At 72.5% G+C, this 11,829-nt stretch carries 12 protein-coding genes and 1 rRNA gene; 10 read left to right on the plus strand and 3 right to left on the minus strand.

Annotated features, from left to right (window positions below):
• The first annotated feature begins 56 nt into the window (after positions 1-56).
• Positions 57-173: ribosomal RNA gene (gene rrf, locus ACGFR9_RS14895) — 5S ribosomal RNA — on the plus strand.
• 85 nt (positions 174-258) lie between these two features.
• Here rrf and ACGFR9_RS14900 read toward each other — a convergent pair.
• Positions 259-1,242: a hypothetical protein gene (locus ACGFR9_RS14900; protein ID WP_393208585.1), complete on the minus strand. Its 984-nt coding sequence runs from the start codon at positions 1,240-1,242 to the stop codon at positions 259-261.
• A gap of 54 nt (positions 1,243-1,296) precedes the next feature.
• On the opposite strand from ACGFR9_RS14900, the gene ACGFR9_RS14905 reads away from it, so the two are divergent.
• On the plus strand, positions 1,297-2,058 hold the full coding sequence (locus tag ACGFR9_RS14905) for a tetratricopeptide repeat protein (protein WP_393208521.1): 762 nt from the start codon (positions 1,297-1,299) through the stop codon (positions 2,056-2,058).
• 57 nt (positions 2,059-2,115) lie between these two features.
• Here the strand turns inward: ACGFR9_RS14905 and ACGFR9_RS14910 are convergent, their stop codons facing one another.
• Positions 2,116-3,414: a DUF1015 domain-containing protein gene (locus ACGFR9_RS14910; protein ID WP_393207565.1), complete on the minus strand. Its 1,299-nt coding sequence runs from the start codon at positions 3,412-3,414 to the stop codon at positions 2,116-2,118.
• Between the two features lie 72 nt (positions 3,415-3,486).
• On the opposite strand from ACGFR9_RS14910, the gene ACGFR9_RS14915 reads away from it, so the two are divergent.
• The 4 genes from ACGFR9_RS14915 (at position 3,487) to ACGFR9_RS14930 (ending at position 7,528) form a co-directional block, all read left to right on the plus strand.
• Positions 3,487-4,515, plus strand: coding sequence for an HAD hydrolase-like protein (locus tag ACGFR9_RS14915; protein ID WP_393207568.1), 1,029 nt, complete (start codon positions 3,487-3,489; stop codon positions 4,513-4,515).
• A gap of 72 nt (positions 4,516-4,587) precedes the next feature.
• Positions 4,588-5,631: a FecCD family ABC transporter permease gene (locus ACGFR9_RS14920; RefSeq protein WP_393207571.1), complete on the plus strand. Its 1,044-nt coding sequence runs from the start codon at positions 4,588-4,590 to the stop codon at positions 5,629-5,631.
• Positions 5,628-6,665: a FecCD family ABC transporter permease gene (locus ACGFR9_RS14925; protein ID WP_393207574.1), complete on the plus strand. Its 1,038-nt coding sequence runs from the start codon at positions 5,628-5,630 to the stop codon at positions 6,663-6,665. The genes ACGFR9_RS14920 and ACGFR9_RS14925 overlap by 4 nt, the downstream gene beginning before the upstream one ends.
• Entirely contained in the window at positions 6,662-7,528 is an 867-nt protein-coding gene (locus tag ACGFR9_RS14930; protein WP_393207577.1) for an ABC transporter ATP-binding protein, read from the plus strand. The genes ACGFR9_RS14925 and ACGFR9_RS14930 overlap by 4 nt, the downstream gene beginning before the upstream one ends.
• Positions 7,529-7,531: 3 nt before the next feature.
• Here the strand turns inward: ACGFR9_RS14930 and ACGFR9_RS14935 are convergent, their stop codons facing one another.
• The gene (locus tag ACGFR9_RS14935; protein WP_393207580.1) at positions 7,532-7,879 is read right to left on the minus strand and encodes a sterol-binding protein; all 348 of its coding nucleotides are present in this window, start codon (positions 7,877-7,879) and stop codon (positions 7,532-7,534) included.
• 42 nt (positions 7,880-7,921) lie between these two features.
• Between ACGFR9_RS14935 and ACGFR9_RS14940 the strand changes: the two genes are divergently transcribed.
• From ACGFR9_RS14940 to recN, 4 genes are all read left to right on the plus strand, one after another.
• On the plus strand, positions 7,922-8,191 hold the full coding sequence (locus ACGFR9_RS14940; protein WP_393207583.1) for a hypothetical protein: 270 nt from the start codon (positions 7,922-7,924) through the stop codon (positions 8,189-8,191).
• 7 nt (positions 8,192-8,198) lie between these two features.
• Positions 8,199-9,014: a TlyA family RNA methyltransferase gene (locus ACGFR9_RS14945; RefSeq protein ID WP_393207585.1), complete on the plus strand. Its 816-nt coding sequence runs from the start codon at positions 8,199-8,201 to the stop codon at positions 9,012-9,014.
• Entirely contained in the window at positions 9,011-9,916 is a 906-nt protein-coding gene (locus tag ACGFR9_RS14950) for an NAD kinase (RefSeq protein ID WP_393207588.1), read from the plus strand. The genes ACGFR9_RS14945 and ACGFR9_RS14950 overlap by 4 nt, the downstream gene beginning before the upstream one ends.
• A gap of 188 nt (positions 9,917-10,104) precedes the next feature.
• Entirely contained in the window at positions 10,105-11,823 is a 1,719-nt protein-coding gene (recN, locus tag ACGFR9_RS14955; protein WP_393208524.1) for a DNA repair protein RecN, read from the plus strand.
• The last annotated feature ends 6 nt before the right edge of the window (positions 11,824-11,829 follow it).

The following is an 11,829-nucleotide window of genomic DNA, read 5'->3' on the forward strand; positions in this document are numbered from 1 at the left end:
CCACGAACAACCCCATGCCTGGTCACGGTGTGGTGCGGTTGATTGTTTCATAGTGTTTCGGTGGTCATAGCGTAGGGGAAACGCCCGGTTACATTTCGAACCCGGAAGCTAAGCCTTACAGCGCCGATGGTACTGCAGGGGGGACCCTGTGGGAGAGTAGGACGCCGCCGAACAATCTTTGGAAGGACCCCTGGTCCCAGCGTTCAGCTGGGACCAGGGGTCCTTTTTTATTTATGCTTGCAGTGCCGAAGACAGGAGTCACCGATGTCCACCAACTCTCCCGACGACCGACCGGAGCGCGACCAGCGCCGACGGGACAGTGGTGACCGTGGCGGTCGGAGCGGGGATCGCGGCGGTTTCCGCCGCGACAACGACCGCGGTGGCTTCCGTCGTGATGACCGCCGTGACGACCGGCGAGGCGATGACCGCGGTGAGCGTGGTGGCTTCCGCCGTGACGACAACCGCGGTGGCGGGTACGTGCGTCGGGACGACCGTGACCGTGGGCCACGTCGTGACGACCGTGGTGACCGCCCCTCGTTCCGCCGTGACGACCGTGGTGACCGTAGGGACGACCGTCCCTCCTTCCGTCGCGATGACCGCAGCGACCGTGGCGACCGTCCGGCCTTCCGCCGCGACGACCGCAAGGACGATCGACGGGACGACAACCGCGGTGGCGGGTACGTGCGTCGGGACGACCGTGACCGTGGGCCGCGTCGTGACGACCGTGGTGACCGCCCCTCGTTCCGCCGTGACGACCGTGGCGACCGCAGTGACCGTCCTTCCTTCCGCCGTGACGACCGCAGTGACCGCGGTGACCGTCCCGCCTTCCGTCGTGACGACCGCGGTGAGCGGAGGGACGACCGTAGGGACGACCGCCCGGCCTTCCGCCGTGACGACCGCAGTGACCGCGGTGACCGTCCTCCCTCCTTCCGTCGTGACGACCGCGGTGAGCGGAGGGACGACCGCAGGGACGACCGCCCGGCCTTCCGCCGTGACGACCGCAGCGACCGCGGTGACCGTCCCTCCTTCCGTCGTGACGACCGCGGCGACCGCAGGGACGACCGTGGTGACCGCGGTGGGTTCCGGCGTGACGACAATCGTGGTGAGCGTGGCGGTTTCGGCCGGCGTGACGACAGCCGCGGTGGCGACCGTGGTGGCTTCCGCGGCCGGGACGACCGTGGGCCCCGCCGGGACGACCGGGGCGGACGTCCCGGCGGTTTCCGCGGGCGCGACGACCGGCACGGTGGCGGGCGCTTCCGTGAGGAGCGGGACCGGGACCGTGAGCCGATCAAGCGGCTGCCGATCCCGGAGGACGTCACCGGCGAAGAGATCGACAAGGACGTACGGCAGGAACTGCAGAGCCTGCCCAAGACGCTCGCCGAGGACGTCGCCAAGAACCTGGTGATGGTCGCGCGGCTGATCGACGAGGACCCCGAGGGCGCCTACGGCTACTCCAGGGTGGCCCTGCGGCTGGCCTCGCGTGTCGCCGCCGTACGGGAGGCCGCCGGGTTCGCCGCGTACGCGAACCAGAAGTACGCCGAGGCGCTCGCCGAGTTCCGGGCCGCGCGGCGAATGACCGGGACCGTGGAGCTCTGGCCCCTCATGGCCGACTGCGAGCGTGGACTCGGCAGGCCGGAGAAGGCGCTGGACATGGCCGGCGCCCCCGAGGTGCAGAAGCTGGACAAGGCGGGGCAGGTCGAGATGCGGCTCGTCGCCGCCGGTGCCCGGCGCGACCTGGGCCAGCTGGACGCGGCGATCGTGACGCTGCAGAGCTCCGAGCTGGCCTCCCACTCCGTCCAGCCGTGGACCGCGCGCCTGCGCTACGCCTACGCCGACGCGCTGCACGCGGCCGGCCGCGGCGATGAAGCGAGGGAGTGGTTCGCCAAGGCCGTCGAGGCCGACCGGGACGGCAGCACGGACGCTTCCGACCGGCTGGCCGAGCTGGACGGAGTCGAGTTCATGGACGCCCTCGTCGAGGACGAGACCGATGAGGCCGTCGAGGCCGTCGAGGCCGTCGAGGCCGAAGACACCACGGCGCCCGAGGACGACAAGGACTGACGTCCGCAGCAAGGAACGGAATGAAGGGGCGGGTCTCTCCGGAGGCCCGCCCCTTCGTCACAGGTCCAGCGCGCGCAGCACCAGTCCCGACGCCGGCTTCGGGCCGAACGACGTCGACTTGCGCGGCATCGTGACCCCCTGTCGGGCCAGGTCGCGGACGACGTCCTCACGCACCGGATGCATCAGGACCGCCGTGCCGCCGTCGCGTTCCGCCTTCTCGACCGTGGCGGCGGTGTCGTGGATGTAAGCGATGTGGGCGGGGGAGTCGGGCACGCGCCACACCCGGTCGAGGAGGGTGGCGTGCAGGACCGTCGCGTCCAGGGTGCGCCACGCCGCCGGGCGGTCCGACGGGACCGTACGGGCGAGCAGGTCCGGGTCGGGGCGGTCGACGAGATGGAAGGCGCCGTCCCCGGCGAGCAGGAAGGCGTTGCCCGCCGAGGCCGCCCCGCCCAGGACGTCCATCGCCCCGGCGAGCGGCGCGTCGACGCGCCGGACGCGGAACAGGCCGCCGAGCGCGGCCACGGCGTCCGCGACCGGAAGGCTGTGCAGCAGCCGGTGGATGGCGCGCACGCGCAGCGGATAGCGGGCCGTGTCGACCAGCAGGACCAGGCCGTGGTCCCAGGGACTCGGGGAGGGGTGCTCCGCGCGGAGCCGACGGTACGTCGCCCAGCGGTGGTGGCCGTCGGCGATGAGGGCCTGATGACCGGCGAGTTCGCCCTGGACCGCGGCCAGGTCGGCGGGGTCGGTGACGGACCACAGGCGATGCTGGAAACCGTCCTCCGTGGTGGTCGCCAGCAGCGGCCGCCGCCCTGCCGTGCGTTCGATCAGGGCCGCGGTGGAGGCCACCCGACCGTCGCCCTCGTCACCGCGGTAGGTGAGCAGCAGCGGTTCGAGGTTCGCGGACGTGGCCCGCATCAGCTCCGCGCGGTCGGCGACGATGTGCGGCATGACGTCCTCGTGCGGCAGGACGAGTCGCTCGCCGGGGTCGGAGACACGCAGTGCGCCGATGATGCCGCGCTGCACCATGCCGTCGCCGTCGCGCTGTTCGTAGACGTACAGACAGGGTTCGGGGTCGGCGGTCAGAACTCCCTCGGCGCGCCAGCGGCGCAGGGTGTCGGCGGCCTGGGCGTTGCGCGCCTCGGGCGTGTCGGCCTCGGGCAGGATCAGCCGGACGATGTTGTGCGGGTCGGCGGACTGGAGGTGGTGCAGGCCGTCGGGGCGGACGACGACGTCGTACGGCGGGGATGTCACGGAGGCGAGGCCGCCGACCCGGTCGGGGTCGTAGCGAAGGCCGCGGAACGGGGTGAGTTCCAGGCCCCGGGGCGCCTTTGCCGTCGAGTGACCTGCAGTGTTCATCCCGGCATCGTACGGCTGTCGGTGGCATGGGGGATGATCGGGGGAAAGCCGTCGAACGAGGAGCGATGCGGAATGAGCCGGAGCGTCAGGACGAGGCCCGAGGGCAGTGGGCAGGCCCTGAGCGAGGCGTACGACACGGCGCTGCTCGACCTCGACGGTGTGGTGTACGCGGGCGGGAGCGCGATCGTCCACGCGGTCGAGTCGCTCGCCACGGCCTGCGCGGACGGGATGCGCCTCGCCTATGTGACCAACAACGCCCTGCGCACCCCGGACACCGTCGCGGCGCATCTGACCGAGCTGGGGATACCCACGGACGCCGGCGATGTCATCACCTCCGCGCAGGCGGTCGCGCGGCTCGTCGCCGGGCAGGTGCCGCAGGGCGCCCGGGTGCTGGTGATCGGCGGCGAGGGCCTGCGGGTGGCGCTGCGCGAACGCGGACTGGATCCGGTGGAGTCGGCGGACGACGACCCGGTCGCGGTCGTCCAGGGGTACGGCGGGCCCGACATGGCGTGGGGACGGTTCGCGGAGGCGTCGTACGCCGTGGCGCGCGGGCTGCCGTGGTTCGCGTCCAACACCGATCTGACGATTCCCAGCGGCCGGGGCATCGCCCCGGGCAACGGCGCGGCGGTGGAGGTCGTACGGATCGCCACCGGCGCCGAGCCGCAGGTCGCGGGCAAGCCGCTGCCGCCGATGCACCGGGAGACGATCCTGCGCACGGGCGCGGAGCGGCCGTTGGTGGTGGGGGACCGGCTGGACACGGACATCGAGGGCGCGTTCAACGGCGAGGTGGACTCGCTGCTGGTGCTCACCGGAGTGGCGGACGGCGCCCAGCTGCTGGCCGCGCCGCCGCGGCACCGGCCGACGTACGTGGACGCCGATCTGCGCGGGATGCTCACCGGCCAGCCGGAGGTCGCCCCAGCGGACGACGGGTTCCGCTGCGGTGGCTGGACGGCCCGGGCCGGTGCCGGGCAGCTGGAGCTGGACGGCGAGGGCGGTGCGCTGGACGGGCTGCGTGCGCTGTGCGCGGCGGCGTGGACGGCGGCCGGGGACGGTGTGTGCGCGCTGGACGGCGGGAAGGCGCTGGCCCGGCTGGGGCTGTGAACCCGGAAACGCCCCTCGCCACCCGAGGGCTCGGGATCGTGATCGATGAGGAGGGTAGGCTAACCTAACCGCGTGTTGGTCGAGAGTCCCCCAGAACAGCGCGCGGAGACCGCCGCCGCGCCCCCGAGCCGCCGGGCGGTACGCGCCCTCGGGCTGCTCGCCTCCCTCGTGCTCCTGGCGCTCGTCGCGCTGGCGAGCATCGCGATCGGGGCGAAGGAGCTGTCCCTGGAGCAGGTCTGGCACGGCCTGTTCGAGGACTCCGGCACCTACGGCGACGTCGTCGTGGCCGACAGACTGTCACGCACCGTCCTCGGTGTGCTCGCGGGCGCCGCGCTCGGACTTGCGGGATCGGTTCTGCAGGCACTGACCCGCAACCCGCTGGCCGATCCCGGACTGCTCGGCATCAACGCGGGCGCGTCCGCCGCCGTCGTCACCGCCATCACCTTCTTCGGCGTCACCTCACTGTCCGGCTATGTGTGGTTCGCCTTCTTCGGGGCGGCCGCCGTCGGTGCGCTGGTGTGGTTCCTCGGCGGCAGCCGCGGCGCGACACCGGTCCGGCTGGCGCTCGCCGGTACGGCCATCAGCGCGGCGCTGTTCGGCTACCTCCAGGCCATCATGATCCTCGACGACGCGGCGCTCGGCCGGATGCGCTTCTGGACGGTGGGCTCCCTGGCCTCCGGCAGCAACTCGACCATCGTCCAGGTCCTGCCGTTCATCGTCGCCGGTTCCCTGCTCGCGCTGGCGCTCGCCCGGCCGCTCAACGCCATGGCCATGGGCGACGACACCGCCAAGGCGCTCGGCGCCGACCTCAACCGCACCCGGGCGCTGTCCATGCTCGCCGCGACCGTGCTGTGCGGGGCCGCGACCGCCGCCTGCGGGCCGATCGTCTTCGTCGGCCTGATGGTGCCGCACGTCGTGCGCTCCTTCACCGGGCCCGACCAGCGCTGGATCCTGCCGTACGCGGCCGTCCTGTCGCCCGTGCTGCTGCTCGGCGCCGACGTCCTCGGACGGATCGTGGCCCGCCCCGCCGAACTCCAGGTGGGCATCGTCACCGCGATCATCGGCGGCCCCGTCTTCATCCTTCTCGTACGACGCCGGAGGACGGCCCAGCTGTGAAGACCAACCGCGCGGTGCGCAGTCCCGGCGGCCTCTCGGTCCGGTTCGACGTGCGTGCCCTCACCGTCGTCGTCGTACTGCTGCTCACCGCGCTCACCGCGAGCGTGGTGCTGATCGGTACCGGAGACTTCCCGATCCCGGCCGCCGACGTGCTGAGAACCCTCGTCGGCGAGGGCAACGCGGGCCAGGAGTTCATCGTCACCGAACTGCGGCTGCCCCGGGTCCTGGTCGGACTGCTCGTCGGCGCCTCCCTCGGACTCGGCGGCGCGCTGTTCCAGTCCATCTCCCGCAACCCGCTCGGCAGCCCCGACGTGCTCGGCCTCGGACAGGGGGCGACGGCCGGCGCCCTCACCGTGATCGTGCTGTTCTCCGGCACCGCCGGCCAGGTCGCCCTCGGCGCGCTGGCCGGCGGGCTGGTGACCGGGTTCGCCATCTACGCGCTCGCCTGGAAGCGGGGTGTGCACGGCTACCGGCTCGTCCTGGTCGGCATCGGTGTCTCCGCGATCGTCACGGCCGTCAACGGCTATCTGCTCACCAAGTCCGACATCGTCGACGCCGCCCGCGCGGTCGTCTGGATGACCGGCTCCCTCGACGGCCGGGACTGGGACCAGGTCTGGCCGCTGCTCGCCCTGTGCGCCGTCCTCGTACCGCTGGTGCTGGCCAATGGGCGCGGGCTCAGGATGCTGGAGATGGGCGACGACGTGTCGTACGCCCTCGGCGTGCGCGTGGAGCGCGTACGGCTGCTGCTGATGCTGTCGGCCGTGCTGCTCACCGCGGCCGCGACCGCCGCCGCCGGACCCGTCAGCTTCGTCGCGCTCACCGCGCCCCAGCTCGCCCGCCGGCTGACCCGCGCGCCCGGCCCCAACATGGCCGCGTCGCTGTGCATGGGCGCGGCCCTCCTGGTCACCGCCGACTGGGTGTCGCAGCGGGCGTTCGGCGCCGAGCAGCTGCCCGTCGGTGTGGTCACCGGTGTGCTCGGCGGCGTCTATCTGCTGTGGCTGCTGGTCACCGAACGCCGGGCGGGCCGGATATGAGCGGCACCGGCAGCACACTGAACCACCGAAGGAGCACCGTGAACCGACTGTCCGCCGAGAACGTCACCCTGGCCTACGACCAGCGGGTCATCGCCGAACAGCTGTCGGTGGAGATACCGGACAACTCCTTCACCGTGATCGTCGGCCCCAACGCCTGCGGCAAGTCGACCCTGCTGCGGGCACTGTCACGGATGCTCAAGCCGGACGCGGGACGCGTCCTGCTGGACGGGCAGGTCATCCAGTCGATGCCGGCCAAGAAGGTCGCCCGCACCCTTGGCCTGCTGCCCCAGTCGTCGATCGCGCCCGACGGCATCACCGTCGGCGACCTCGTCGGCCGCGGCCGCTACCCGCACCAGGGACTGCTGCGCCAGTGGTCCGCCGAGGACGAGCGCGTCGTCCAGGAGTCCATGGCCCGTACCGGCATCGCCGAACTCGCGGAACGCTATGTCGACGAGCTCTCCGGCGGTCAGCGCCAGCGCGTGTGGATCGCCATGGCGCTGGCCCAGCAGACCCCGCTGCTGCTGCTCGACGAACCGACCACCTTCCTCGACATCCAGCACCAGATCGACGTACTGGACCTCTGCGCGGACCTGCACGAGGAGCACGGGCGGACCCTCGTCGCCGTCCTCCACGACCTCAACCACGCCGCCCGTTACGCCACCCACCTCATCGCCCTGCGCGAGGGCAAGGTCATCGCCCAGGGCGCGCCGAAGGACATTGTCACCGCCGGGCTGGTCGAGGAGGTCTTCCGGCTGCGCTGCCAGGTCATCGACGACCCCGAGACCGGCACCCCGCTGGTGGTGCCGGCGGCCCGCGGGGCACGGGCGAAGGGCGCTGCGGAGAAGGCCGGAGCCATGAAGTGAGCGCTACAGCAGCTTTCTGAGATGGAACAGGTCCCGCAGGCCCGCCTCGAGCCGCACCCGGCCCGAACCCCACGCCTTCGCGAAGTGCAGTTCGCCGTCGACCAGGGCCAGCAGGGTTTCGCCCGTCATCGCGAGCCGTATCTGCGCCTTCTCGCGCGGCGGGCCGGGGAACGTGTCGCGCACCTCGATGCGGCCGCCGGTCATCCGGCCGGCGAACGTCACGTCCTGGTCGGTGATGTGACAGCTGACCGAGCGGTCCATGGCCGCGGCCGCGCGGACATCCCCCTCGGCGCCCCGCATGCTGTCCGAAAGCTTGTCGAGTGCGGCACGGCACTCCTCGATCGTGGCCATCGCGGACGACGGTACCGCAGCCGTTCGCGATAGCGTCGGGGCATGAACGACGCAGTGCCGGAGGCGGAGCCCGGACAGGCACCGCCCCAGGACGACGGCGGCCCCGCCGCCCCCGCGCCCCTGAACGTGCCGCGCACCCCCACCGGCCACCCCGCGATCGACGCCCAGGTGCGGCGGCTGGCCGATGCCGACCACCTCGCCACCGACGGCCATGTCGAGGTGTACGAAAATGTGCACCGGGGGTTGCGCGACGCGCTCACCGCGCTCGACACCCGCCCGGGATCCCCGTCGACCCACGGACACAGGAGCTGAACCGAACGTGGCAGGAGTCGCACGCCGCCGTCTCGACGCGGAGCTGGTCCGCCGTAAACTCGCGCGCTCGCGCGAGCACGCCGGCCAGCTGATCGCCGCCGGCCGGGTCAGCGTCGGAAAGACGGTCGCGACCAAGCCCGCCACCCAGGTGGAGACCGCCGCCGCGATCGTCGTCACCGAGGACGCCGGCGACCCGGACTACGTCTCGCGCGGCGGCCACAAACTGGCCGGTGCCCTCGACGCCTTCATGCCTCGAGGCCTCGTCGTCGAGGGGCGGAGGGCCCTGGACGCCGGCGCCTCCACCGGCGGTTTCACCGACGTACTGCTGCGCGCCGGGGCCGCACACGTGGTCGCCGTGGACGTCGGATACGGACAACTCGCCTGGTCTCTGCGCAACGATGAACGCGTCACCGTCAAGGACCGTACGAACGTACGCGAGTTGACGCTCGAGATCATCGATGGGGAGCCTGTGGATCTTGTCGTGGGGGATCTGTCCTTCATCCCGCTCGGACTGGTACTGCCCGCCCTGAAGCGGTGCGCGAAACCGGACGCCGACCTGGTGATGATGGTGAAACCGCAGTTCGAGGTGGGCAAGGAACGGCTGGGCAGCGGCGGAGTCGTCCGCAGCCCGCACCTGCGCGCCGAGGCCGTGCGGGGAGTGGCCGCGAAGGCCTGGGAGCTGGGACTCGGAGCGGAGGGCGTGACGGCCAGTCCGCTGCCCGGACCCTCCGGGAACGTCGAATACTTTCTGTGGCTGCGGGCCGGTGCTCCGGAACTGGATCCCGCGGATGCCGACCGTGCTGTGGCGGAGGGGCCGCGTTGACGCAGAACCGAGCTCGTACTGTTTTCCTGCTGGCCCACACCGGCCGGCCCGCTGCCATCCGCAGCGCCGAACTCGTGGTCAGAGGACTGCTGCGGGCCGGGCTGGGGGTGCGGGTCCTGGAGGACGAGGCCCGCGACCTGCCGCTCCCCGCGGACGTGGAGACCGTCAAGGAGGCCACCCCGCAGTGCCTGGACGACTGTGAACTGCTGATCGTGCTGGGCGGTGACGGCACGCTGCTGCGCGGCGCCGAGTTCGCCCGCGCCTCCGGGGTGCCCATGCTGGGCGTCAACCTCGGCAGCGTCGGATTCCTCGCCGAGGCCGAGCGCGACGACCTCGACAAGGTCGTCGACCGGGTGGTGAGCCGGGCGTACGAGGTCGAGGAACGGATGACCGTCGATGTCGTCGTGCACCGCAACGGCGACATCGTGCACACCGACTGGGCGCTGAACGAGGCGGCCGTGCAGAAGGTGTCCGCCGAGCGGATGCTGGAGGTCGTGCTCGAGATCGACGGGCGGCCGGTCACCGGGTTCGGCTGCGACGGCATCGTCTGCGCCACCCCGACCGGGTCGACGGCGTACGCGTTCTCCGCCGGCGGGCCCGTGGTGTGGCCCGAGGTCGAGGCGCTGCTGCTGGTGCCGATCTCGGCGCACGCGCTGTTCGCCAAGCCCCTGGTGACGTCGCCGGACTCGGTGCTGGCGGTGGAGATGCTGCCGCACGTCCCTCCGGGGGTGCTGTGGTGTGACGGGCGGCGGACCGTGGAGCTTCCGGTGGGGGCGCGGGTGGAGGTGCGGAGGGGGGCTGTGCCGGTGCGGTTGGCAAGGCTGCACCATGCTTCCTTCACCGACCGGTTGGTCGCGAAATTCGCTCTGCCCGTGTCCGGGTGGCGTGGGGCGCCGCATTAGCCATCTCGATGGGGTGGTTCCGGCGCGCCGGCGGCTGCGGGTCGGTTGTGGTTGTTCGCGCCCACGCGGCGGAGCCGCGTATCGACCCAGCCCGCGCCCCTCAGGTATCTCCACTCGCCCCGTCACAGGGGCGGGGCGGTCGCACTTCCCGGGCTGGACCTCGTAAGGTCTAGTTCGTGTTGGAGGAGATGCGGATACGGTCGCTCGGAGTGATCGACGATGCTGTCGTCGAGCTGTCGCCCGGCTTCACCGCCGTCACCGGTGAGACGGGTGCGGGCAAGACCATGGTGGTCACCAGCCTGGGCCTGCTGCTCGGTGGACGCGCGGATGCGGCCCTGGTGCGGATCGGCGCGCGCAGCGCGGTGGTCGAGGGACGGATCGCGGTGCCCGCGGGCGCCGCGGCCGTCGTACGGGCCGAGGAGGCCGGGGCCGAGCTGGACGACGGGACGCTGCTGGTCAGCCGGACCGTGTCGGCCGAGGGGCGCTCGCGCGCGCACCTGGGCGGGCGGAGTGTGCCCGTGGGGCTGCTCGCGGAGCTCGCCGACGACCTCGTGGCCGTGCACGGGCAGACCGACCAGCAGGGGCTGCTGAAGCTGTCCCGGCAGCGGCAGGCGCTCGACCGGTACGCCGGGTACGCGGTCGCCGTGCCGCTCGGCAAGTACGCCGAGGCGTACAAGCGGCTGCGGGCCGTGGTCACGGAGCTGGAGCAGATCACCACGCGCGCCCGTGAGCGGGCCCAGGAGGCCGACCTGCTGCGTTTCGGGCTCGAGGAGATCGCCGCCGTGGAGCCCCGCGCGGGCGAGGACGTGGAGCTGGCGGAGGAGGCGGAGCGGCTCGGGCACGCCGAGGCGCTGGCGTCCGCCGCCGCGGTCGCGCACGCCGCGCTCGCGGGCAACCCGGAGGACCCCGAGTCCGTCGACGCGAGCACACTCGTCGCGGGCGCCCAGCGGGCCCTGGAGGCCGTACGGGCGCACGATCCGGCGCTGGCCGCGCTGACCGACCGGATCGGGGAGGTCGGCATCCTGCTGCGTGACGTGGCCGGGGAGCTGGCGGGGTACGCCGACGACCTGGACGCCGATCCGCTGCGGCTGGCGGCGGTCGAGGAGCGCCGCGCCGCGCTCACCGCCCTGACCCGGAAGTACGGCGAGGACATCGCGTCCGTGCTGACATGGGCCGAGCAGGGCGCCGCCCGGCTGACCGAACTGGACGGCGACGACGAGCGGACCGGCGAGCTCACCGCCGAACGGGACGCGCTCCGCGCGGAACTGGGCGTCCTGGCGCAGGAGCTGACGGACGCGCGGACGGAGGCGGCCGACCGGTTCGCTTCGGCGGTCACCGCCGAACTGGCCTCGCTCGCGATGCCGCACGCGCGTGTGTCGTTCGACATCCGGCAGACCGAGGACCCGGAGGGCGTCGAGGTGGGCGGGCGCACGGTCGCCTACGGCCCGTCGGGCGTGGACGAGGTGGAGCTGCTGCTCGCCCCGCATCCCGGCGCGCCGCCCCGCCCCATCGCCAAGGGGGCGTCCGGCGGTGAGCTGTCCCGCGTGATGCTGGCCGTGGAGGTCGTGTTCGCCGGGACCGACCCCGTGCCGACGTACCTCTTCGACGAGGTCGACGCCGGGGTCGGCGGCAAGGCGGCGGTGGAGATCGGGCGGCGGCTCGCGAAGCTGGCGAAGACGGCGCAGGTCGTGGTCGTCACGCATCTGCCGCAGGTGGCCGCGTTCGCCGACCGGCAGCTGCTGGTGGAGAAGACCAGCGACGGATCGGTCACCCGCTCCGGCGTGAAGGTCCTGGAGGGCGAGGAGCGCATCCGGGAGCTCTCCCGCATGCTCGCCGGGCAGGAGGACTCGCAGACGGCCCGGGCGCACGCCGAGGAACTCCTGGCGACCGCCCGGGCAGACGGGTAGCGCGGG

The organism is Streptomyces sp. NPDC048584 (assembly GCF_043199595.1).
Taxonomy (GTDB): domain Bacteria; phylum Actinomycetota; class Actinomycetes; order Streptomycetales; family Streptomycetaceae; genus Streptomyces; species Streptomyces edwardsiae.

What these genes read in the sequence shown, in the direction of transcription:
- ACGFR9_RS14910 (WP_393207565.1), bottom strand. Translation starts at nt 3,414, where the DNA reads ATGAACACTGCAGGTCACTCGACGGCAAAGGCGCCCCGGGGCCTGGAA.
- ACGFR9_RS14915 (WP_393207568.1), top strand. Translation starts at nt 3,487, where the DNA reads ATGAGCCGGAGCGTCAGGACGAGGCCCGAGGGCAGTGGGCAGGCCCTG.
- ACGFR9_RS14930 (WP_393207577.1), top strand. Translation starts at nt 6,662, where the DNA reads ATGAGCGGCACCGGCAGCACACTGAACCACCGAAGGAGCACCGTGAAC.
- ACGFR9_RS14935 (WP_393207580.1), bottom strand. Translation starts at nt 7,879, where the DNA reads ATGGCCACGATCGAGGAGTGCCGTGCCGCACTCGACAAGCTTTCGGAC.
- ACGFR9_RS14940 (WP_393207583.1), top strand. Translation starts at nt 7,922, where the DNA reads ATGAACGACGCAGTGCCGGAGGCGGAGCCCGGACAGGCACCGCCCCAG.
- recN (WP_393208524.1), top strand. Translation starts at nt 10,105, where the DNA reads ATGCGGATACGGTCGCTCGGAGTGATCGACGATGCTGTCGTCGAGCTG.